Origin of the sequence: Rhodococcus sp. 27YEA6 (genome assembly GCF_044908235.1) — a bacterium.
Taxonomy (GTDB): domain Bacteria; phylum Actinomycetota; class Actinomycetes; order Mycobacteriales; family Mycobacteriaceae; genus Rhodococcus_F; species Rhodococcus_F qingshengii.
The window spans coordinates 270,459-290,672 of record NZ_JBIYCY010000007.1 but is presented as its reverse complement, the minus strand read 5'-3'; the positions used below and the strand labels follow the sequence as shown (position 1 = coordinate 290,672).

At 62.1% G+C, this 20,214-nt stretch carries 23 protein-coding genes and 2 riboswitches; of the genes, 8 read left to right on the top strand and 15 right to left on the bottom strand.

Annotation, left to right across the window (positions count from 1 at the left end; translation table 11 throughout):
- Nucleotides 1-7: 7 nt before the first annotated feature.
- From ABH939_RS20250 to ABH939_RS20195, 12 genes are all read right to left on the bottom strand, one after another.
- The gene (locus ABH939_RS20250) at nucleotides 8-1,126 is read right to left on the bottom strand and encodes an LLM class flavin-dependent oxidoreductase (protein ID WP_404650021.1); all 1,119 of its coding nucleotides are present in this window, start codon (nucleotides 1,124-1,126) and stop codon (nucleotides 8-10) included.
- A complete protein-coding gene (locus tag ABH939_RS20245) occupies nucleotides 1,113-2,735 on the bottom strand; it encodes an ABC transporter ATP-binding protein (protein WP_007726839.1) in 1,623 nt (540 codons plus the stop codon). The genes ABH939_RS20250 and ABH939_RS20245 overlap by 14 nt, the downstream gene beginning before the upstream one ends.
- Nucleotides 2,732-3,622 (bottom strand): ABC transporter permease, encoded by an 891-nt coding sequence (locus tag ABH939_RS20240; RefSeq protein WP_042925872.1) that lies wholly within the window; start codon nucleotides 3,620-3,622, stop codon nucleotides 2,732-2,734. The genes ABH939_RS20245 and ABH939_RS20240 overlap by 4 nt, the downstream gene beginning before the upstream one ends.
- Nucleotides 3,615-4,613, bottom strand: a complete 999-nt coding sequence (locus ABH939_RS20235; protein ID WP_003944382.1) for an ABC transporter permease — start codon at nucleotides 4,611-4,613, stop codon at nucleotides 3,615-3,617. Before ABH939_RS20235 ends, ABH939_RS20240 begins: the two co-directional genes overlap by 8 nt.
- Before the next feature lie 2 nt (nucleotides 4,614-4,615).
- Nucleotides 4,616-6,253, bottom strand: coding sequence for an ABC transporter substrate-binding protein (locus ABH939_RS20230; protein WP_003944291.1), 1,638 nt, complete (start codon nucleotides 6,251-6,253; stop codon nucleotides 4,616-4,618).
- Between the two features lie 136 nt (nucleotides 6,254-6,389).
- Nucleotides 6,390-6,479, bottom strand: coding sequence for a putative leader peptide (locus ABH939_RS20225; protein WP_310504006.1), 90 nt, complete (start codon nucleotides 6,477-6,479; stop codon nucleotides 6,390-6,392).
- Between the two features lie 8 nt (nucleotides 6,480-6,487).
- A riboswitch (SAM riboswitch) is annotated at nucleotides 6,488-6,582 on the bottom strand.
- Between the two features lie 17 nt (nucleotides 6,583-6,599).
- Entirely contained in the window at nucleotides 6,600-7,190 is a 591-nt protein-coding gene (locus tag ABH939_RS20220) for a GNAT family N-acetyltransferase (RefSeq protein ID WP_050768581.1), read from the bottom strand.
- A gap of 8 nt (nucleotides 7,191-7,198) precedes the next feature.
- Nucleotides 7,199-8,308, bottom strand: a complete 1,110-nt coding sequence (locus ABH939_RS20215) for an FAD-dependent oxidoreductase (protein ID WP_404650020.1) — start codon at nucleotides 8,306-8,308, stop codon at nucleotides 7,199-7,201.
- A gap of 10 nt (nucleotides 8,309-8,318) precedes the next feature.
- Complete coding sequence (locus ABH939_RS20210; RefSeq protein WP_007726832.1) at nucleotides 8,319-9,290, bottom strand: ABC transporter substrate-binding protein; 972 nt, start codon at nucleotides 9,288-9,290, stop codon at nucleotides 8,319-8,321.
- 34 nt (nucleotides 9,291-9,324) lie between these two features.
- The gene (locus ABH939_RS20205) at nucleotides 9,325-10,110 is read right to left on the bottom strand and encodes an amino acid ABC transporter ATP-binding protein (RefSeq protein ID WP_192712077.1); all 786 of its coding nucleotides are present in this window, start codon (nucleotides 10,108-10,110) and stop codon (nucleotides 9,325-9,327) included.
- Nucleotides 10,107-11,081: an amino acid ABC transporter permease gene (locus ABH939_RS20200; RefSeq protein WP_003944440.1), complete on the bottom strand. Its 975-nt coding sequence runs from the start codon at nucleotides 11,079-11,081 to the stop codon at nucleotides 10,107-10,109. Before ABH939_RS20200 ends, ABH939_RS20205 begins: the two co-directional genes overlap by 4 nt.
- Nucleotides 11,082-11,191: 110 nt before the next feature.
- Nucleotides 11,192-11,269 carry a putative leader peptide gene (locus tag ABH939_RS20195; RefSeq protein ID WP_350318888.1) on the bottom strand — a complete coding sequence of 26 codons (78 nt, stop codon included), beginning with the start codon at nucleotides 11,267-11,269 and terminating at the stop codon, nucleotides 11,192-11,194.
- 7 nt (nucleotides 11,270-11,276) lie between these two features.
- Nucleotides 11,277-11,371: riboswitch (SAM riboswitch) on the bottom strand.
- A 199-nt stretch (nucleotides 11,372-11,570) separates the two neighbouring features.
- Between ABH939_RS20195 and ABH939_RS20190 the strand changes: the two genes are divergently transcribed.
- The 8 genes from ABH939_RS20190 to ABH939_RS20155 all read left to right on the top strand — a co-directional run bounded on the left by ABH939_RS20190 (nucleotide 11,571) and on the right by ABH939_RS20155 (nucleotide 18,040).
- On the top strand, nucleotides 11,571-12,338 hold the full coding sequence (locus tag ABH939_RS20190) for a sulfite exporter TauE/SafE family protein (protein WP_003944404.1): 768 nt from the start codon (nucleotides 11,571-11,573) through the stop codon (nucleotides 12,336-12,338).
- Nucleotides 12,339-12,375: 37 nt separating this feature from the next.
- Entirely contained in the window at nucleotides 12,376-13,191 is an 816-nt protein-coding gene (locus ABH939_RS20185) for an HAD-IIA family hydrolase (RefSeq protein WP_003944345.1), read from the top strand.
- Nucleotides 13,192-13,481: 290 nt separating this feature from the next.
- A complete protein-coding gene (locus tag ABH939_RS20180; RefSeq protein WP_047269467.1) occupies nucleotides 13,482-14,039 on the top strand; it encodes an alternate-type signal peptide domain-containing protein in 558 nt (185 codons plus the stop codon).
- Nucleotides 14,040-14,043: 4 nt separating this feature from the next.
- Nucleotides 14,044-14,610, top strand: a complete 567-nt coding sequence (locus tag ABH939_RS20175) for a hypothetical protein (protein WP_404650019.1) — start codon at nucleotides 14,044-14,046, stop codon at nucleotides 14,608-14,610.
- Nucleotides 14,607-15,251, top strand: a complete 645-nt coding sequence (locus ABH939_RS20170) for a signal peptidase I (protein WP_214514580.1) — start codon at nucleotides 14,607-14,609, stop codon at nucleotides 15,249-15,251. Before ABH939_RS20175 ends, ABH939_RS20170 begins: the two co-directional genes overlap by 4 nt.
- Nucleotides 15,235-15,837: a SipW-dependent-type signal peptide-containing protein gene (locus ABH939_RS20165; protein WP_063314824.1), complete on the top strand. Its 603-nt coding sequence runs from the start codon at nucleotides 15,235-15,237 to the stop codon at nucleotides 15,835-15,837. Before ABH939_RS20170 ends, ABH939_RS20165 begins: the two co-directional genes overlap by 17 nt.
- A 5-nt stretch (nucleotides 15,838-15,842) precedes the next feature.
- Nucleotides 15,843-17,444, top strand: coding sequence for a signal peptidase I (locus tag ABH939_RS20160; RefSeq protein WP_404650018.1), 1,602 nt, complete (start codon nucleotides 15,843-15,845; stop codon nucleotides 17,442-17,444).
- Entirely contained in the window at nucleotides 17,444-18,040 is a 597-nt protein-coding gene (locus tag ABH939_RS20155; protein ID WP_054782213.1) for an alternate-type signal peptide domain-containing protein, read from the top strand. The genes ABH939_RS20160 and ABH939_RS20155 overlap by 1 nt, the downstream gene beginning before the upstream one ends.
- Nucleotides 18,041-18,083: 43 nt before the next feature.
- On the opposite strand, the gene ABH939_RS20150 is transcribed toward ABH939_RS20155, so the two are convergent.
- From ABH939_RS20150 to ABH939_RS20140, 3 genes are read right to left on the bottom strand one after another with little or no spacing between them, the layout of a single operon-like run.
- Nucleotides 18,084-19,307 carry an O-succinylhomoserine sulfhydrylase gene (locus ABH939_RS20150; RefSeq protein WP_404650017.1) on the bottom strand — a complete coding sequence of 408 codons (1,224 nt, stop codon included), beginning with the start codon at nucleotides 19,305-19,307 and terminating at the stop codon, nucleotides 18,084-18,086.
- The gene (locus ABH939_RS20145; protein ID WP_007726822.1) at nucleotides 19,304-19,732 is read right to left on the bottom strand and encodes a rhodanese-like domain-containing protein; all 429 of its coding nucleotides are present in this window, start codon (nucleotides 19,730-19,732) and stop codon (nucleotides 19,304-19,306) included. Before ABH939_RS20145 ends, ABH939_RS20150 begins: the two co-directional genes overlap by 4 nt.
- A 46-nt stretch (nucleotides 19,733-19,778) precedes the next feature.
- A complete protein-coding gene (locus ABH939_RS20140; protein WP_007726820.1) occupies nucleotides 19,779-20,204 on the bottom strand; it encodes a hypothetical protein in 426 nt (141 codons plus the stop codon).
- Nucleotides 20,205-20,214: the final 10 nt, after the last annotated feature.

Here is a 20,214-nt window from a genome sequence, read left to right as displayed (position 1 = left end):
GCTCGCGCTACGCGAACTGATTGACGGGCAACTCGAAACCCAACCGCTCGCGCAGCGTCGGGCCGGTAGTCGGTCGCGGATTGAGATTCGGCACCACGTCCGCCGCGATCTTCTCCACTGCGGCAGCCAAAGCCAAGGGACGCAGGACAACACCGTCGACCCCGGCCAGCCCACCGATCTCGCGAAGGAGGACAGTCAGGCCGGCACTGTCACCGCGATAGAACAGCGAGTGCGGGGCGTACGGCGCTCCCGCCCATTCCTCGAGTTCGGCCAGAGCGTCGTCGGCGGCTCCGCGATCAGCGCCGAGAAGCACGTCGACGTCGAGGAGAACCCTGACGCTGCGCCCGAGGGCAGCGGCATTCGCCTGGACCAGCTTGGCCGTGGCGTTGGCCACGCCGAGGTCGGTTGCCGAGATCCGAATCAGATCTCCGCGCGCAACAGCGAGCTCGCGTGCCTCCGGCCTGCTCGCGTCGACGGCGATCAGCGGCTGCCCCTGCGGGGAGCGCGGCGTGATGGACGGCCCTTTGACGGAAAAGTTCTTTCCCTCGAAGTCGATGTAGTGCAGCTTGTCTCGATCGATGAATCGTCCGCTCGCAGCGTCCCGTATCTCGGCGTCGTCCTCCCAGCTGTCCCACAGCCGACTGACCACCTCGACAGCCTCGGACGCTTCCTCCCACGCGGACTCGGGGCCCTGCACTGCCTTTCGGCCGAACAACGACGCCTGCTCAGCGGTGTCGGACACCGCGACCTGCCAGCCGGCCCGCCCCGCTGAGGAGTAGTCGATACTCGCGACGGCCTTGGAGATGTGGAACGGCTCGGTGTGCGTGACTGTCGCGGTGGGGATCAGGCCGATACGCGAGGTCACAGCACTCAGCCGCGCCGCAGTTGCAACCGCCTCCAATCTGCCCCGCACTGCGTGCTGGCCCTCGGATTGCAGTCCGAACGAGTCGGGGAGGAACGCCAGATCCACCCCACCCCGATCCGCGGCGGTCACCAGGTCCACCCAGTACGAGGGCGTGAACAGATCTTCGGCGCGCGAATCCTCGCGTCGCCAGGAGTACGGATGAGCTCCGGTTCCCTCGAATTCGAGGCCGACCAGGAATGCTCCGGAACTACGCTCGGACATGTTCGGCCTTTCGTGTCGAATGATCCCGCCCGGGGATCGCGTCGAGAAGTGTGCGTGTGTACTCGTTTCGGGGATTGTCGAAAATCTCGGTGGTAGTGCCGATTTCGAGCAATCGCCCGGCCTGCATGACGCCGACGACGTCGCTGATCTGGCGAACAACCGCAAGATCGTGGGAGATGAAGAGATAGGTCAGGCCCAGTTCGCGCTGCAACTCGTCGAGTAGCGCCAGAATCTGCGCTTGCACCGAGACGTCGAGAGCGGACACAGGTTCGTCGAGAACGAGCAGGTCCGGCTTCAACGCGAGCGCACGAGCGATCGCCACCCGTTGACGCTGGCCGCCCGAGAGTTCGGCCGGTTTGCGGCTCAGAAACTGCTCGGGAAGTGCAACCTGATCGAGCAACTCTGCCGCACGAGTCTGCTGCTGGCTGCGTCCACCAACCTTGAAGGCCCGCAGCGGCTCCGCAACGATGTCCTGGACGGACAATTTCGGGTCTAGTGATGCATAGGGGTTCTGGTACACGAGCTGGATCTTTCGGCGCAGCTCGCGCAGATCGCTGCCCTTGACCTTCGTGATGTCGTGTCCGTCGAAGGAGATGGTGCCGGCATCCGCCTGCTCCAACCGCACGGCGATGCGCGCCGTGGTCGACTTGCCGGAGCCCGACTCCCCCACCAGCGACACCGTCTGACCCCTCGGAACAGTCAGCGACACTTCGTTCACCGCGGTGATCGAACTCCCGCGTCCGACGTTGAAGTGCTTGGTGATTCCCGTCAGGGTCAGCAACGGGCTGGTGTCCTGGCGGACCGGGCGAACGACTGGTCCCGAGGACAGGCTCGGCGCAGAGCTCAGAAGTTTCTTCGTGTACTCGTCTCGCGGGTTGTCCAGAATATCTGCGGTGCGGCCGGATTCGACGATCCTGCCGCCCTGCATCACCAGGATCCGGTCCGCGCGGTCTGCGGCCACACCCAGGTCGTGCGTGATCAGGAGCACGGCGGCACCGGATTCGGCAATCCGCTCGTCGAGATGGTCGAGAATGCGCCGTTGAACCGTGACGTCCAGAGCACTGGTCGGCTCGTCGGCGATTACGAGGGCCGGGTTCGCGACAAGCGCGATACCGATCAGAACTCGTTGCCGCATACCGCCGGAGAGCTCGTGCGGGTACTGGCGTGCTCGGATTTCCGGCCGGTCGATACCCGCGCGCTCGAGCACCTCGACGGCGTCCAACCGGGCTTTGCGGCGGTCTGCGAGGCCGTGGATCCGGAGGACTTCTGCAACCTGGTCGCCGATCCTCGTCACCGGGTTGAGCGAGGTCGTCGGATCCTGCGGCACCAAACCGATACGCGCGCCGCGGATTCGCTGCCACGCACGGTCGGAATACGAGTCGATCTGTTCACCCTCGAACTCGACGGTCCCGCCGGTGACGTGGCCACTGCCGGCGAGCAGACCCAATATCGCGTGGGCCGTGGTCGACTTACCGGAACCCGATTCCCCGACCACCGCAACTACTTCGCCCCGACCGACGGTGAAGCTCACGCCGGATACCGCGGGCTCGGCGCCGTAGGCGATCTGTAAGTCGGTGACGGAAAGCAACTGTTCCTCGGTCGTGCTCATCGCCGGTTGTTCCTTTCGATCTCGTGGCCGATACGGTGTGCCGAGATGACCACGGCGACAATCGCGAGACCGGGAAGTGTGGTCATCCACCAGGCATTGGCGAGGAAATTACGTCCCTCGGATACCAGCGATCCCCATTCCGGGGTAGGCGGAACGGCGCCGAATCCCAAGAAGCTCAGAGCCGACACCGCCAGTACTGCCTGCCCGAACTCGACAGCGGACAGCGCGACCACCGGCGCGTAGGAGTTGGGAAGCACGTGCCGACGCAGGACACCGAGCCACTGCACACCCGAACTGAACGCGGCCTCGACGTACTGAGCTCCGCGCACCCGCATCACTTCGGCACGCATCACTCGCGCGAAATTGGCGACCATACTGACGCCGACAGCAATGGCGACGTTGATGGTGCCGAAGCCGAGTGCGGTCACCAGTGCCAACGAGAGCAGCAGCGCCGGAATGGACAGCAGCACGTCGACGATGCGCATCAGCACGGCGTCGACGACGCCACCGACAAAGCCCGCGAGCAAACCGATTATCGATCCCGCCACCAATGCGATTCCGACCGCCACCAAGGTTGCGGTCAGGGACAGCGCGGCGCCGTGCACGAACCGTGTGTACAGGTCACGACCGAGATTGTCGGTTCCGAACCAGTGAGCCAGGCTCGGGCCCTGCAGTTTGTCCGCCGGGACACCGGACAACGGATCGCCGCTGGCAAAGAATCCGGGTGCGACGGCAAAGCCGATGGCAAGCAACACGATCAACACCGGAATCACCAAGCCGGGCTTTCGGATCCAGCCGATGGCCGTGGACTTTCGGCGCGAAACAACAGGTGCCTTCGCCTCGACGGTCGGATCGAGGAGTAGGGGTTCGATCAATGTGTCAGACATGAGCCGGCTCCAGATCGGTCGAGCTTTCGGTATTCGACTTTTCGGTGTGACTCTTCTTCGTCTGGATGATCCGTGGATCTATCAAGGGGTAGAAGAGGTCGACCGCGAGGTTGACGAGCACGAACACGAGAGAGGCGAACACAACGACTCCCTGCACCACCGGGATGTCCTGCGCCATCACCGACGTCTGTGTCAGACGGCCGACGCCCGCGCGAGAGAACACCGTTTCCACAACCACCGAGCCCGCCAGCAGCGTGCCGACCAGTACACCGGCGATGGTGAATGCCGGAATGCTCGCCAGTCGCAACGCATGACGGGTCTGCACGCGCCAGCGGCTGGCGCCCTTGGCATACGCAGTCTCCACGTGCGGCGAACGCAGCGTCGACTGCAGGCTGGTCGTGAGTACCTGCGCGATCACCGCGCCGGTCGGGATCGCCAAGGTGATCGCCGGAAGAATCACCGTTGCGAATCCCTTGTCTCCGAAAGCGGGGAAGATGTGCAGACGGAACGAGAACAGCTGCAGAAGAATCAGGCCAACCCAGAAGGTAGGCACCGCCACACCCAGCGGCGGCAGTGAGAACAACAGATTCGCGAGCCACCGCTTGCGGGTGTAGGTAGCGAAGAACGCGATCGCCACTCCGAACAACACGGCCAGAACCAAAGCGGTAGTTGCCAAGACCAGAGTGCTCGGCAGCGCCGAGAAGATGGCATCCGTCACCGACTGACCGGTGGAGATGGACGTACCGAAATCGCCGCGAAGAGCATTCGTCAGCGACGTCCAGTACTGCACCCACACCGACTGGTCCAAGCCGTACCGTGCCCGAAGCTGATCGAGCGCAGCCTGATCCACTGCAACACCCTGACCGGACGAGTCGGCAGCCATGCTGACGGGATCACTGGGCAGGAGGAACAGAATCACGAACGAGATGGTGAAGGCGGCCCACAGAACCACTGCGGCCTGGCCCAGTCGGGTGAGTACGTATCGAGTCATGATTACTTACCCGACAACCATGCGTCGTAGAACTGCAGGCGCGAGGAGGCTTCGAAGTTCAGGTCCTGCACACTCGATCCGGCGCCGATGGCCTGCGAGAGCTCGATGGTGGGGATGGAGAGTCCACGGTCGAGGATCAATTCCTGTGCGGTGGATACCAGTTCGCCGCGTTGGCCGTTGTCCGTGGCTGCAAGCTGGTCTGTGAGTACCTTGTCGAGCTCCGGATCTGCGCCGCGACGGTTCAGGTTGCGGCCTTCGGTGCTGAACGATGCCCGCAAGATGTCGGCGTCCGCGCGAGTGCTGTTGTAATACAGCGAATCGTAATCACCCGATACTCCCTTCTCGGTCCATTCACCGTTCGAGACCAAGTTGAGCTGCAGGTCGACGCCGACCTTCTTGAGCTGCTGCTGCACGAGCTCGAGGATGGCCTGGTTACCCGAGAACACCGGACTGAAGGTGACGCTGAAAGTGAGCTTCTGCCCGTCCTTCTCGCGGATACCGTCGCTGCCGGTCTTCCAACCAGCCGCGTCGAGGAGTTTCGCCGACTTGTCGGCGTCGTACGTCACGACACTGGATTCGTCGCTGTAGAGCGGAGTGGTGTGAGCCAGCGGGCTCGTGGCCGGGAAGAACGACGGATCCAGAACGGTGTCGACGAGTTCTTGGCGGTTGATCGCGGGAATGATGGCCTGACGAACAGCCTGATCAGCGAGAACGCCGCGACTGACGTTGGGCTGGAAGAAGAAGCTCACACCCGGGTTCGGCCTTGTGAGGATTCGTCCACCCGCGCCCTCGATTTGCGGCGCATCCTGCGGAAGCGCATCGCTGACCGCATCGAGCTGGCCGGAGGCCACGCTGCCGGCCCGCACACCGGATTCGGGAACCACCGTGAAGTCGACGCCATCGAGGTACGCCTCGCCCTGATGCGCGACCGCATCCGAGGCCCAGTTGTATCCCGCACGCTTGGCGATCTTGACGCTCTTGTCCTGCTGCCAGTCGGTGTACACGAACGGTCCGGAGGCGATCACCGCTGCACCGGGGCAGCGCTGCTCGGATGCCAGCGCGGTGGTGGAATCGGCGAGGATTCCGAGCTGTGGCGTCGAAGTTGCTTGCAGGAACTGAACATTGGGTCCGGAGAAATTGATCTTCGCCGTGTGAGCATCTACGACGTCGGTACCGGTGTACGAGGACAGGTAACTCTTCGCCAACGACGCGTTCGGTCCCAGGTTCTTGACCGAGTCGAAGGTCTTCTTCACCGAATCCGCCGTCACCGGTGTGCCGTCACTGAAGGTGGCGTCGTCGCGAAGGACGAACGTGAAGCTAGCGGCGTCGGGGCTGATCTCCCAGCTCTTGGCGAGCCACGGGGTGATCTCTCCGGTGTCGGGATTTTGATCGGTAAGCGAATCCACCACTGTCCGAGTGACATACACGGTCTGGTTACTGCCGGCCTGGGCCGGATCGGCGCACGTCGGCGCCTGCGACAGACCGTAGCGAAGGGTTCCGCCGGACTGGGCGGGGCCTGCGTCGGCAGCACTGTCACTCCCGCTGCTGCAGCCGGCGAGGACGGTGCCGAGAACCGAGACAGCACCGATACCGGCGATTACGGTCGCGCGTTTGCGGGCACCGAATGAGGGCGAAGACACCAAGAACTCCTAAAGAGGCATGCCGAAGAGCGCACCCGTCGCCTGAGACGAAAAGGCGATCGAGCACGAATCACTTGTGAGAGAAGAGAAAACAGACTTGTCGACGACTCGCCTGAGTGTGAATGACTGACCGAGGTCAGTTGGTACAGAAAGATCCCGCGGTGCGGCACAGGTCTACGTGACGACGCGACCAGGCGGTATCGAAACCGCCTTCGACTGCCTTCATTTCGTGTTCCTCCATCGGTCCTGGCGGTAGCACCCGCACCCGATCACTCGGGGGGTTGCTGCGACTTCAATGAGCCAGGTCTCTCGGTCGCTCTGGATGGTCGTTCGCAAGTGTACGAGGTCAAACCCGGGTGTTGTCAACCCGGTCGGTAGGAATTGCTGCTCGAGTCACATTTTCGAGGACCCGAAGTTGTTTCTCGAACGGGTGGATGCCCACCTCTTCGGGCGAGAGTGAAGCGTCGTAAAGCGGTGTGTATCCACTGGACAGATACAGCGCGACGGCCTCCGGCTGCCGAGGACCCGTCGTGAGAAACACACGGTTGTATCCACGAAGTTCGATCTCTCGTTCCAACTCGCGAACGACGGCCTTGCCGAGGCCGCGCTTCCGATAGTCGACCGATGTCCAGATTCTCTTCAGTTCGGCAGTGGTGGAATCGAATTGACGAAACGCACCGCCGGCGATCGGCAGACCGTCGTGGGTGAGCACCAGAAGCGCACCCTGCGGATAGGCAAATTCTTCTGCCGGATACGTCGTGAGATCCTCGAGCATCGCTTCGCGAGTCCCGCCGTAACGCGAACTGTATTCGAGTGCCAACTCTGCGATCAGTGGAGCTGCCAGGGGATCGTCCTGCGATACCGAATAGACCTCTACCGCTCCGATACCCTCGAGCTGCCGAGTTCCGAGCTCCAGTGCCACAACACTTTCCTCCATGAATCTGGTCAACGCTCCCCCAGCCTGAAAACTTCCGGAGCGAGGGTGGTTCCGTCGACGAGGTCCGCCACAAGTTCACCCAAGGCCGGACCGAACTTGAACCCATGCCCCGAGAACCCCGCCGCCACTGTGACGGCGCCGACTCGGTCGATGACGAAGTTACTGTCCGGCGTGCTCGTGTACAGGCAGGTGAGCGACTCGACACGGGTGGAATCGACACCGGGCAACCACGACTCGGCGTACTGGGCCAATCGCCGCTCTCCGTCGACGTCAGGGGTGTAGTCACGGGTCTGCGGAGTCACCACCGGCCCGGTCGCGTGTTCGCCGATCTTGATCCCGTCCTCGGAACCAAGCCCGTAGATCCCCGCGGTCTCCAATTCTGCGCCGGTGTGGTGAACGAAACTCGGCCACTCGACTCCGGGATCGAGCGGTGCGAAGTGTGCTGGTTGTTCCTGTGTCGTGCGCAGTGTCGGCAATACGATCTCGGAGCCGAGACCGCTGTCTGCGATCAGGTCCGCAGTCCACGCACCGGCCGCGATCACGACCTGACGAGCTGCGAGCGTTCCACTGTCCGTCACCACGTCCACGCCGTAGGACGCTCGCGCGAGTGCCAACACCCGAACATCGTGACGGACCTCGGCACCGGCAAACACCGCTCCCGCCTTCAGAGCGGTCACGGCGCGGTCCGCGTGCAACCGGCCTGCGTCGGGGTGATGGAGCACCGTGGTGTCGAATCGCAGCCCCGGCCAACGGGCGGACGCCTCGGCAGGGGTGAGGATCTCACCCTTGATGCCCGCCTCGAGAAGTATCTTCGCCTTGGACTGCACGGCCTGCGGCAGGCCGTGATCAACGGCACCGGTGAGTTCCAGGAACCCGACGTCCGTCGTGGTCTCCAACTCCCGCCACAGCGGCAGCGCGTCGGCCGCCAAACCTGTGTACAGGTGATTGTCGTACGCCTGCCGGTAGATGCGCGAAGTACCGTGCGACGCACCGTGCTTGTGCCCCGGCCCGAACTGTTCCAGCTGAACGACGCTACGTCCGCGTGCCGCGAGCCGCCAGGCGGCGGAGGACCCGACGAGTCCTCCGCCGATGACGATCACATCGAAAATCTCACTCATGGACGAGAGCTCACTTGGTCTTCGGAAGGCCGGGCGGGTTGATCAGGGACGTGTCGACGGCTTCGCTGGTGATGTTCCAGCGCTCGAGGATCTGCTGGTACGTGCCGTTCTCGATCGTGTGGTTGATCGCGTCGTTGATCGCCTTGATCAGGCCGTTGTCCTTCTTCACCAGCACCGCGATCTGCCCCTGCAGGGTGTCGCCGGCCCCGGAGAACTCACCGACAACCTCGGTCTCCCCCGACTGCTTGGCGTGGAACTGCGACGACGGGTTCGGGCCGAAGTAGGCGTCGATCCGGCCGGACTGCAGCGGGAGGTAGTAGTCGGTGGTGTTCTGGTAGTAGGAGATGTCGGTAGGCGCCAGGCCGGCCGCGACGTTCTGCTCACTCCACTTGACCAGCAGCGCTTCCTGATTGGTGCCCGAGGAGACGGCGATCTTCTTGCCCGCGACGTCCTTGGGTTCCTTGATGGAGATTCCGGCACCCTTCTTCGCTTCGAAGGCGAGGGTGTCGAGACGGTAGGTCGCGAAGTCGTATTTCTCCTTACGCTCCTCTGTGACAGTCACATTGGAGAGGAAGGCGTCGGCCTCACCGGAGTCGATCCGGACGAAGTTCTGTGCCCAATCTGCTGTCTGCAGGTCGACCTTCAAGCCGAGAACGTCACCGATCAGATAGGCGAAGTCGGTCTCGGAACCGATGAGGGTGGTGTCGTCGTCGGCGTAGAAACGGAGCGGCGGAGCGGAACCGGCACTACCGGTGACGCGCAGCGTGCCACGATCGCGGATGTCCTGAGGTAGCTCAGCGGCGATAGAATCCACCTTGTCGGTGGTGATGCGGTTCTGATCGGCCGTGAGGTTGTAACCCGCAGCAGCGGTGACCTGGGCGCCGTCGGACTCGGCGTCCGCGCTGCTGCATGCAGCGCTGAGCAATCCGACGGTGGCAAGCGCCGAGATCAGAAAAGTCGCGCGACGGGATGTGGAGAACATCAATTTTTCCTTCCGGGAATGAGTCTGGGTCGCGTCAGAGGACGCGGGAGAGAAAGGCTTTGGTCCGTTCGTGGACCGGATTGTCGATCACCTGCGAAGGCGGGCCCTGTTCGACGATGACGCCGCCGTCCATGAAGACCGCAGTGTCCGCCACTTCCCGAGCGAATCCGACCTCGTGTGTGACGATCACCAAGGTGGCGCCGTCACGGGCCAACTGAGCCAGGACTTCGAGAACCTCGCCCACCAGTTCCGGGTCGAGCGCCGACGTCGGCTCGTCGAAGAGAATGACCGCCGGCCGCAGTGCCAGCGCTCGCGCTATCGCGACGCGCTGTTGCTGGCCACCGGAGAGTTGGCGGGGATACTCGTCCGCCTTGTCCCCCACTCCCACTCGCTCGAGCAGTGCGCGGGCCTCGCGGTACACCTCGTCACGATCACGCTTCTGGGCCGAGAGCGGCGCTTCCACCACGTTTTCCAACGCGGTCAGGTGCGGAAACAGGTTGAAGTTCTGGAACACGAAACCGATGTGCGAACGCTGTTTCAGGATCTCGCGGTCACGCAGTTCGTGGAGTCGATTTCCCTTGCGCCGGTATCCGATCAGCTCTCCGTCGATCCGTACGGTCCCGCGGTCGACCTTCTCGAGGTGATTGAGGGTGCGCAGCAAGGTGGACTTACCGGAACCCGACGGACCGAGAATGACGGTCACTTCGCCCTTGCGGACCAGGAGATCAACGCCGGCAAGTACTTCCAGCGTGCCGAAGGACTTGTGAATTCCGCGTGCTTCGACGGCGTACACCGTATCTTCGGCCAGTTCTGCGGTCATCGGGTCGCACCTCTCGGAATATCGAGACGCGCATCGCGAATCTCTTCGAACTTCTTGCGCGCCTTCTGTACCGGAGTCAACGGAAGAGCACGGGCGGATCCTCGTGCATAGTGGCGCTCCACGTAGTACTGACCGATCGAGAGCAACGTCGTGAGGATGATGTACCAGATCGTGGCGACCATCAGCAGGGGCACGACTCGTCCGTTGCGTCCGAAGATGACCTGCACCTGGTAGAACAGTTCGGCGATTGCCATGGTGGAGACGATCGACGTTCCCTTGAAGAGTCCGATGACCTCGTTGGCGGCGTTGGGGAGGATCGCCCGCATTGCCTGCGGGAGAACGATCTTGAAGAACTGGCGACTGCGCGGAATGCCGAGCGAGTGAGCAGCTTCGATCTGACCGTGATCCACCGAGATGATTCCGGAGCGAATGATCTCGGCCGAGTATGCAGCCTGGTGCAGCGCCAAACCGATGACTGCCGCGGTGAATCCGCCGATCACACCGCTGACCTGGAAGGTGAAGAACTCGGGACCGAAAGGTATTCCGAGAGAAAGTGTCTGGTACAGGTAAGTGATGTTGAACCAGAAGAGCAACTGCACGATGAGTGGAATCGAGCGGAAGGCCCAGATGTAGGTCCAGGCGATCACCTGCAGGACCGGATTCTTCGACAACCGACCGAGTGCCAGGAAAACACCGAGACCGAACCCGAGGATCGTCCCCCACAGGGTCAGTTTGATCGTCATCCACAACGCGGCGAGCACTGATTTCGCGGTGAAGTACTGCGCGAACGTCGGCCAGTCCCAGCCGGGGTTGACGACGAGCCCGTGGATGAACTGAGCAAGCAGGACCAGCACGACCGCACTGATCACCCAGCGCAGCGGGTGCCAGGTGCGAGCGACGACAAGCTCCGAGTCGGGAAGTTGCGACTCGGACACCGACTTTTCGGGGCGGACATCGGTGGGCGCGCTCACGGCGCGCTACCTGACGGAGTGGACATCACGAATAGACCTTTCGGGGAAATGGGAACGCAGCTGTGTCCTCGAGTTGGTGCGCTCGAGTTGCGAAGACGACGAGAGTTCGGTCAGCGACAGTGACACGAAGCGGTGCGGCACAGATCGATGTGACGTCGCTTGTGCGCAGCGTGCGAAGTGGTACCCATGTGATGCCTTCCATCGGTCCTGGCGGTAGCACCCGCTCCCGATCACTCGGGGGGTTGCTGCGACGTCGACGAGCCAGGTCTCTCGGTCGCTCTGGATGGTGAGCAAAGACTAGACGCGAAATGTCGAGTCGTCAAATGTTGTATTTCCCTGCACTGCAAGGGAAATGAAGTGGTTGCGATGTTGAAATCGCATTGATTTCAACGGTGTCCGAAGCCGCGTTCGGCGTGTTGAATGGAGCGTTCGAATGAAGACCGGGACCGCCGTCCGGACTGACTTTTCCTCTGCCGTACCGTCTGCGGAGTGAGTGGACTCGACGCTTTCTTCATCTTGTTGGCCGGTATCGGCGCGGGCGCGATCAACGCCGTGGTCGGCAGTGGAACGCTGATCACGTTTCCCACCCTGGTCGCCTTCGGCATGCCGCCCGTGACCGCAACCATGTCCAACGCGGTCGGGCTCGTCGCCGGCGGAGTTTCGGGTACCTGGGGCTACCGACGTGAGCTGTCCGGACAGTGGGACCGACTGAAGTGGCAGATTCCGGCGTCCCTCGCCGGAGCACTACTCGGTTCGTGGTTGCTCATGCACCTACCCGAGAAACTGTTCGAGACCATCGTTCCGGTGCTCTTGGTCCTCGCTCTCGCGCTCGTCCTCCTCCAACCACGCATCCAGGCGTGGGCCAAGAAGCGTTCCACCGAAGAAACGACGCTGTCCACCAAGAGGCTGATGCTCCTGACCGCCGGCACTTTTGCAGTCGGCATCTACGGCGGGTACTTCACTGCCGCGCAGGGCATCCTTCTCATCGGTGTGATGGGTGCCATCCTCCCGGAAACCCTCCAGCGCATGAACGGCGCGAAGAACCTGCTGTCGCTGCTCGTCAACATCGTTGCAGCAGGGATGTACATCACTCTGGCATTCGATCAGATCAATTGGGCAGCAGCCGGTTTGATCGCCGTCGGCTCACTCGGTGGTGGCGTTCTCGGTGCCCGCTACGGACGGCGCCTGTCCCCCACTGCATTGCGCTACACGATTGTCGTCGTCGGCCTGATCGGACTGTGGCGCCTTCTCGCTTGACCGCCCACATCGGGCGCCACCCGCACATACTGGAGTAATGACCAGTACAGAAGATCAGACCGGTTGGACCTACCTCATGGACATGGACGGGGTTCTCGTCCACGAGGAGCACTTGATACCTGGAGCGGACACGTTCCTGGCAGAGCTGGCGTCGAACGACATCCCGTACATGGTGCTCACCAACAACTCCATCCGCACCCCGCGTGACCTGCGAGCACGCCTGCTCAATTCGGGACTCGACATCCCGGAGAAGTCGATCTGGACGTCAGCGCTCGCAACCGCGACGTTCCTGGCCAACCAGCGGCCGGGCGGCAGCGCCTACGTGGTCGGCGAATCGGGCCTGACCACCGCCCTGCACGACATCGGTTACGTCCTGACGGACAGCGACCCCGACTACGTCGTCCTCGGCGAGACGCGAACGTACTCCTTCGAAGCGATCACCACCGCTATTCGCCTGGTCGAGCGTGGATCGCGGTTCATCGCCACCAACCCGGACGCCACCGGACCGTCGCGAGACGGCTCGCTGCCGGCCACCGGCTCTGTCGCGGCACTCATCACCAAGGCGACCGGACGCGATCCCTACTACGTCGGCAAGCCCAACGCCTTGATGATGCGCTCAGCCCTGCGGTCCATCGGCGCTCATTCCGCCAATACGTTGATGATCGGCGACCGCATGGACACCGACATCGTCTGTGGCCTCGAAGCCGGACTGCAGACGATTCTGGTGATGACCGGGATCTCGACCCGCGCGTCGGTAGAGCTCTACCCCTACCGCCCGACCATCGTCCTCGAGTCGGTCGCCGATCTTGTGGGAACAACAACCGATCCATTCCGTAGCAACACAAACAATTGATTCAAATTGCAAAACAAAACCGAAACTCGGTAATTAACTGGTAAAAAACAGCAGATTTGCCAGGTTCCGACTCGTCCGCTTTGTCCAACTGAACAAACCAACGGTTTTATTCGCACCAAACTTACAAACGAGTAGTTAGACGCAGGTCAAAGATCATTTCGACACCGAGTGACAGTTGGACTCCAGTCGTAAAATTGATTTTTCGAAAAGTGGTAACGAATCGTTTGCCGTGTCTGATACTCATGTCTGAATGGCCCCATTTCGGGTCCCAGACATGAAATGAGATTTTCATGAAGAAGCAGACCAAGGGTGCGATCGCTGCTGCGGCGGCCGGTGCCCTCCTCCTCGGCGGTGCCGGCTCGCTCGCAGTCTGGAGCGATTCGGCCGACGTCAGTGGCGGCGGGCCCGTCACGTCCGGCGCCCTCGACCTGAGCTCTTGCGCACCGGTCGGCGGGGGTTGGAACTCCCTCAACCCGACGAAGACCGCGATCACCAACATCTCGGCCTACCGCATCGTCACGACCGAAAGCATCGAATACACCTGCGACGTCACTGTGACCGCAGTGGGCGATCGTCTCGCGGCTGTTCTGACCGCTGATACGGCCGGAATCGTTCCGGGTGCGAACAGCGCCGAGCTTGCCGCTGCTGTCGTGCCCGTGACGACAATCAAGGACACTGGTGGCAACCCGATTTCGCAGATCACCAAAGCCCAGAACGGAACGATCGTCCACGTCGGAGTCCGGCTGAACTTCAACGAGGTGGCCAATCAGGTCGCGCAGAACCAGTCGCTGAACTTGTCGGCGATGAAGTTGGTCGTCACTCAGACAGCACTGACACCGGCCCCGTAATTTCATGAGGAAAAAGGTCTGGGGAGCGATCGCAGTCGCGGTGGCTGCTGTAGCGGTGTTCGCATCGTCGCAGCAGTCGCTCGCGCTGTGGTCCGATTCGGCGAGCGCGAATGGCGGTACGGCGACAGCCGCCAGCGTCAACCTCACGGTTGGTACATCTGCCGGAACCAGTGCGGCGTACACCCTGGCGAACTTGACGACGGCCGCGACGCCCGTTGTCCCGGGAAACACGGTGCAAGCACCGCTCACCGTCAAGAATTCGGGGACTGATCCTCTGCAATGGCGAATGCAGTCGACGACCGCACTTACGGGATTCACGTTGACCACGTACGGAGTCGCCAACGAAGGCGCCTGCCCGACCGGCGTGAACACGGCAGCTCCTGCCGTTCCATCCCTGATGTCAGCACCGATGACCGCGTCGCTGCAGCACCCGGTTTCACCGGCGTACATGCCGGATCCGCTCGTGCCTGGCGGCACCTACGTCTTGTGTCTGCGGCTCGCGGTGGACTCTGGTGCGGTCTCCGGTCAAACGAACAAGGCCACCTTCACGTTCCAGGCAGGTCCGGTATGACAAAACACTCGACCAAACGCGGTGAACGTACCGGCCCTCTGTGGTGGGTCACCTCTATCGTCAGTTGGACACTGCTGCTGGCAATTTCGGCAGTCATCGTCGCAACCATTGTCGTTCCCTTCTTTGCCGGAGCACAGCGCTTCACGATTCTGACCGGTTCGATGCGCCCGACGTACAACCCTGGATCACTGGTAGTCGTCAAACCTGTCGATCCGTCCGAACTGGGGATCGGTACACCTATTACGTACCAGCTGGAATCGGGTCAGCCGACCGTCGTCACGCACCGGATCATCGCCACAAGTGAAAACCAGAAGGGTGAAAGAACTTTCATCACCCAGGGCGATGCGAACGGTGAGCCTGACGAGAAGGAAGTACGGCCGGTGCAGATCCGGGGAAAGGTCTGGTACAGCCTGCCTTATCTCGGTTACGTGAACACCTGGCTGACGGGAGAGCAGCGCACCGTGATCGTGGTGATCGTAGTGACCGCTCTACTGCTGTACGCGTCGTACATGATGATCAGCGGCATCCGTGACGGCCGGAAGGAGCGAGCTCGAGCCCGATTGGCTCCTGACCCTGCAACTTTCGCGCCCGCAGACTCCGCCCAGATCGAGAAAGGCCAGCACGATGCCCTCGCGCCCTGACCGTCCGGCCCATCGGATTCGTCACCTGTTGACCAGCACGCGTTTTCGCGCGCTGCTCGCGCTGGGGATGGTGCTTGGTGTCGGCGGAGTGACCACGCTCGCGGCCTGGACGTCTTCCGCCACGGCAACCTCGGGCAACATCACGACGGGTTCTATCAATCTGCAGTTGAACAGCACCGCCCAGCCCACCCTGACCAAGTCCCTGAATTTCAGTGAGCTTGGCAAGTCCGGAATGATTCCCGGTGATTCGAACACCGCTCTGATCAAGGTCAACAACCTGGGCACAGCGGCAACTGTCCCACTGAAGTACACGATCACGTCTACGAGTAGCGGTGCGTTGACGACTTCTCTACGAATGACGGTTTCCTCCAACGGAACTGTTGCCAACAAGTGCACTGACGGCGCCAACGTTGTGTCCTCGCTCGCGCTGACACTCACCGCGAATCAAGCCATCGGTAGCCCCGACCGCCCACTGGCGGTCGGGGCTACCGAGAATTTATGTGTCTCGGTGCAGCTTCCGACAACACCGACACCGCCGACGAACAGCACGTCGAACATCGTCCTGACCTTCACGGCAAAGGTGTGATGGCAATGGCTCGACACACGAAAAAACATGCAAAGGCCTCGATGCAGAACCGGGTACGGGAAGTCCTGCTCAGCCTGGGAGCCCTCGCAGGCTTGGTATCCATCATCATTTTCATCGCCGGTCTGGCTTTCGGTATCACCCCGCTGATCTTTCGGAGTGGATCGATGTCACCCACGATCGATACCGGTGCTCTCGCATTCGCGCGCACCGTGCCTGCTTCGGAAGTGCTGGTCGGTGACATCGTCAGCGTCTCCGACAGCCAAGGCACGCGCATCACCCATCGTGTGAAATCAATAGATCAGCAGGGCAACAACCTTGCCGTCGCACAACTGCGTGGTGATGCAAATCCGATCGCCGATCCCGATCCCTACGTCATCACCGAAGCCGATCGCGTCTTCTTCAGCATCAACCGCCTCGGATACGTGGCAGTCTGGCTGTCCGGACCGAGTGGGCTTGTGCTTGGTGCGATTGCCGTCGGCGGGCTCCTGTACATCGCGTTCCGTCGACGTGAGGCTTCCGACGCGGAGGAACCTCAGCGGGATCGTCAGGACATACGCGGCGACTCCCATGCCCTCAAGGCCATCGTCGCCTTGGCTACGGTCGGTCTCACGGTGGTCGGTGTGTCCCAGATCGGTGGTACCAAGGCGGGGTACACCGACACAGCCGCGGCAACAAGCATTCAGTTCGGCACTGCTGCAACCTTTCCCACGTCGCCAAGCACAGCCAGTTGCGCGGTGAATTTTGCGCTCGTTGTTCCGGTCGCAGTAACGATCACTTGGCCCGCGACTGTCGGAAGCTCATACCGCCTCATCGCTCGCGACGCCAGCGGAAACCTTTTGGGGTCGAACGACTACACCGCAACGTCTACTACAGGCTCCATGAGATACGGCTCGGGCGGTACAACAGTCGCGTTCCCGCTCATAGTCGGCACCTACAACATCGAAATCCATGGACTGAGCGGCACGTCGGTCACGCCGTCGTACTCCGGCTACCAATTCAGCATTCTCGTCGGCCTGCTCTACTCGTGTGGCGGTCCGATCAGCGGGACATCTGCTCTCAGTCGATCGGCAGCGCCGGCACTGGCGGCAGACGCTCCGAGCACTCCTACTACGGCCGTCACTTCCACGACCGCCTCATCCACCACGCCCACCACGACATTGGCGCCGGCTGTGACAACCACCAGCACAACTGCACCGTCGACAACCACCAGCACAACTGCACCGTCGACAACCACCTCGTCACCGGCTACAACTACGGCGCCCCAGACGACGACCGCTACAACGACAACGACAACGACAACGGTGCCACCAACTACGACCACCCCGAGCGAGGTTCCCGTCGACGCCCCGGCGACCACGACCGGTCTCAGCGCCCAGAAGCTCTCGACTGCCAGCGGAACGGTTGTGTCCGTGTCGAATTCATCGGGCGCTGAGGTATATCGAGGTCCCGTTGACAGCGACGCTGTCCTGCATTGGCTCACCGGTACCGATCAGCTATACGTAATCACCCCTTCCGGAGTCACCGTCATCGACACGTCAACGGGAGTCTGGGCCGAATCTCCTACCCCGAGCGAACTTCCGGACGAAATCAAGGCACTGGTGCCGTGATGAAGAAGACGACGAAGGCTGCAATGGCAGTCGCCGCGGCCGGAGCTGTATTGCTCGGCGGCTCGGGCACATTGGCGAAATGGACCGACAGTGCGACCCTGACAAGCGCCGCTGTCCAGTCCGGGACCCTGGATCTGGGAGCATGCGTGACCACGAACGGCGGGGGCTGGTATTCGCAGGTCTACGTCAACGCGCCCACCAATCCGAATCCACTCGTATATATCCCGGACATCACTACCTACCGGCTCAAGCCCGGATTCAACTACACGTATTTCTGCGATTCGAAGGTGATGGCCACCGGCCCACGTCTGAAAGCGAACGTGACAGTCGACAAGACCAAGTTGAGCGGCGGGCTCGCAGCCGCCAACATCGACCTTCGCACGTACGTCACGGATCAGAGCAACAATCTGCTGTACGACAGCACAGCACCGACGCCGAACCTCATCGCGGTCACGTCGGCCCTGAACAACACCAATCTGACGGCGCAGGTGTTGTTCACGATCTACCCCACCGACACGACAAGCTCAGGTCTCACACTGAATACGACGGCGTTGACGATCGACGTCAAACAACTGGGTCTCACGCCCGCACCGTAGAACGCCTTGCCGTCGGAAGTTCGAGGCAAGGCGCTCCAGCGATTCAGCCGAGTGCTCGCTTCAGATCAGCCAACAGATCAGCCGTGTCTTCGAGCCCGACGGACAGACGGACAACGCCGTCTGTAAGACCCACTGCTGCACGGCCTTCCGACCCCATGGCCCGGTGCGTTGTCGTGGCGGGGTGAGTGATCAACGACTTGGAATCTCCCAAGTTGTTGGAGATGTCGATGACGCGCAGGCCGTTGAGAACCTCGAACGCCCGCTTCTTGCCCTCTCCGTCAGGCGCATCGAGCTCGAACGTGACAACCGTTCCGCCACCGCTCATCTGAGACTTCGCGAGCTCGTGCTGCGGATGCGACGTCAGGTACGGATACTTGACCCACTTGACGCCGGAGTGTCCTTCGAGGAATTCGGCGATCTCGAGTGCCGAAGCCACGGAGTGCCGAATACGAACCGGCATCGTCTCCAGGCCCTTGAGCAGAGTCCACGCATTGAACGGGCTGAGCGCAGGACCGGTGTGCCGCATCAGTTCTCGAACGGGACCGCTGATGTATTCCTCGGTACCGAGAATCGCGCCACCAAGCACGCGTCCCTGACCGTCGATGTGCTTGGTGCCGGAGTACACCACGACGTCGGCCCCCAGATCGAGGCTGCGCTGCAGAAGCGGCGTCGCGAAGACGTTGTCCAGCACTACCTTTGCACCGGCTGCATGAGCAAGCTCCGACACCCGTCGAACGTCGACGAGAGATTGCATCGGGTTGGACGGCGTCTCGAAGAACACTGCCGTGGTAGGCACGGACAGCGCCTCTTCCCACTGCGCGTTGTCCTCACCGTCGACGAAGACGACCTCGACTCCCCAGCGCGGAAGAATCTCGTTGCACACCACGAAGCAGGATCCGAAGAGACTGCGCGCAGCCACCAATCGGTCGCCGTTGGCCAACAGTGCGCCCAACGCCGTGAAGACTGCCGACATTCCGCTGGCAGTCGCAAAGCAGGCTTCTGCACCTTCGATGAGACGCAGACGCTCTTCGAACATCTTGACGGTCGGGTTGCCGTAGCGGGAGTAGACAAAATGATCCACCTCGCCGGTGAAGGCTTGTTCGGCGGCTTCTGCACTCTCGTAGACGAATCCGGAGTTGAGGAACAGCGCTTCGGAAGTCTCCTCGAACCCGGTACGCATCAGTCCGCCGCGAACACCGAGGGTGCCGAGACCGACGTCGTCCGGCAGCGCTCGTTGAAATGCGCCACCCTGGGGAATTCCGCTCACTGCTGCCTCCATGGCAAGCCGATGGCCCGCCAACCTACAAGTCCGCGATGTCCGTCGGCACCCAATGCGCCTTCGAACCCGTCGAGCACGTTGTACGACGGGCCGATGCCCGCCGCAGTCGCAGCTTCCGCCGCACCGATGGAACGTTGTCCGGATCGACACAGGAAAATCACCGGACGCTCCGACCCGGAGGAATCAGCAGTGATGCCGGCTTCCTTCAACTGGTCGACGAAGTTGTCATTGCGCGCGCCGGTCGGGTGGCTCACCCATTCGATCAGTGCAGCCTGCTTGCCGAGGGAGGACACATCGGGGACACCGACGTACTTCCACTCCGCATCGGTCCGCACGTCGACCAGCACGGCGTCGGGGTTTTCGCGGAGCAGCTCCCAGGCTTGCTCCGGCGTCAGATCGCCTGCGTAACTCACGTAGTCCATGTTTTCACAAGACTGCCGTGAGCGCCTGAGCGGGCCGTCAGTTGCAGACGACCCAACGGTTGCCGTCACGGGTCAGGGCCCAGGTCGAGACTCGCTCGCCCGCTCCGCCACCGGTGATCGTCACGTCGGCCCGGGCGCGATCGCCGTTGACCGCGACCCCGTCCACACCCTTCAGCTCGACCGTCCCGTCGACGCCGGCCATAGGACCGTTGCTCGAATTGAAGCTCGCGCAGGTCAGGGTCTTGATCGTCTCCGCGTCATTCCGATTCTCGGCATCGACGTAGTCGGTGACGGAGCGGCTCACGCGGTCCGACTCGGTGACGTTCTCCTCGGCCGGCGAGATCCACGATGCGACGAAGATTCCACCCAGGATCAAGGCGACGATGGCGACAGCCAAGAGGAACGGCCCCGCAGACGCCTTCTTGCCATCGATGTTGTCGGATTCGCGCAGCTCGTCACTCATAACGCCAATA

Excerpts from the sequence above, each read along its gene's own strand:
- ABH939_RS20250 (WP_404650021.1), bottom strand. The coding sequence starts at position 1,126 with ATGTCCGAGCGTAGTTCCGGAGCATTCCTGGTCGGCCTCGAATTCGAG.
- ABH939_RS20245 (WP_007726839.1), bottom strand. The coding sequence starts at position 2,735 with ATGAGCACGACCGAGGAACAGTTGCTTTCCGTCACCGACTTACAGATC.
- ABH939_RS20240 (WP_042925872.1), bottom strand. The coding sequence starts at position 3,622 with ATGTCTGACACATTGATCGAACCCCTACTCCTCGATCCGACCGTCGAG.
- ABH939_RS20235 (WP_003944382.1), bottom strand. The coding sequence starts at position 4,613 with ATGACTCGATACGTACTCACCCGACTGGGCCAGGCCGCAGTGGTTCTG.
- ABH939_RS20225 (WP_310504006.1), bottom strand. The coding sequence starts at position 6,479 with ATGAAGGCAGTCGAAGGCGGTTTCGATACCGCCTGGTCGCGTCGTCAC.
- ABH939_RS20220 (WP_050768581.1), bottom strand. The coding sequence starts at position 7,190 with ATGGAGGAAAGTGTTGTGGCACTGGAGCTCGGAACTCGGCAGCTCGAG.
- ABH939_RS20215 (WP_404650020.1), bottom strand. The coding sequence starts at position 8,308 with ATGAGTGAGATTTTCGATGTGATCGTCATCGGCGGAGGACTCGTCGGG.
- ABH939_RS20210 (WP_007726832.1), bottom strand. The coding sequence starts at position 9,290 with ATGTTCTCCACATCCCGTCGCGCGACTTTTCTGATCTCGGCGCTTGCC.
- ABH939_RS20205 (WP_192712077.1), bottom strand. The coding sequence starts at position 10,110 with ATGACCGCAGAACTGGCCGAAGATACGGTGTACGCCGTCGAAGCACGC.
- ABH939_RS20195 (WP_350318888.1), bottom strand. The coding sequence starts at position 11,269 with ATGGGTACCACTTCGCACGCTGCGCACAAGCGACGTCACATCGATCTG.
- ABH939_RS20185 (WP_003944345.1), top strand. The coding sequence starts at position 12,376 with ATGACCAGTACAGAAGATCAGACCGGTTGGACCTACCTCATGGACATG.
- ABH939_RS20180 (WP_047269467.1), top strand. The coding sequence starts at position 13,482 with ATGAAGAAGCAGACCAAGGGTGCGATCGCTGCTGCGGCGGCCGGTGCC.
- ABH939_RS20175 (WP_404650019.1), top strand. The coding sequence starts at position 14,044 with ATGAGGAAAAAGGTCTGGGGAGCGATCGCAGTCGCGGTGGCTGCTGTA.
- ABH939_RS20170 (WP_214514580.1), top strand. The coding sequence starts at position 14,607 with ATGACAAAACACTCGACCAAACGCGGTGAACGTACCGGCCCTCTGTGG.
- ABH939_RS20165 (WP_063314824.1), top strand. The coding sequence starts at position 15,235 with ATGCCCTCGCGCCCTGACCGTCCGGCCCATCGGATTCGTCACCTGTTG.
- ABH939_RS20160 (WP_404650018.1), top strand. The coding sequence starts at position 15,843 with ATGGCTCGACACACGAAAAAACATGCAAAGGCCTCGATGCAGAACCGG.
- ABH939_RS20155 (WP_054782213.1), top strand. The coding sequence starts at position 17,444 with ATGAAGAAGACGACGAAGGCTGCAATGGCAGTCGCCGCGGCCGGAGCT.
- ABH939_RS20140 (WP_007726820.1), bottom strand. The coding sequence starts at position 20,204 with ATGAGTGACGAGCTGCGCGAATCCGACAACATCGATGGCAAGAAGGCG.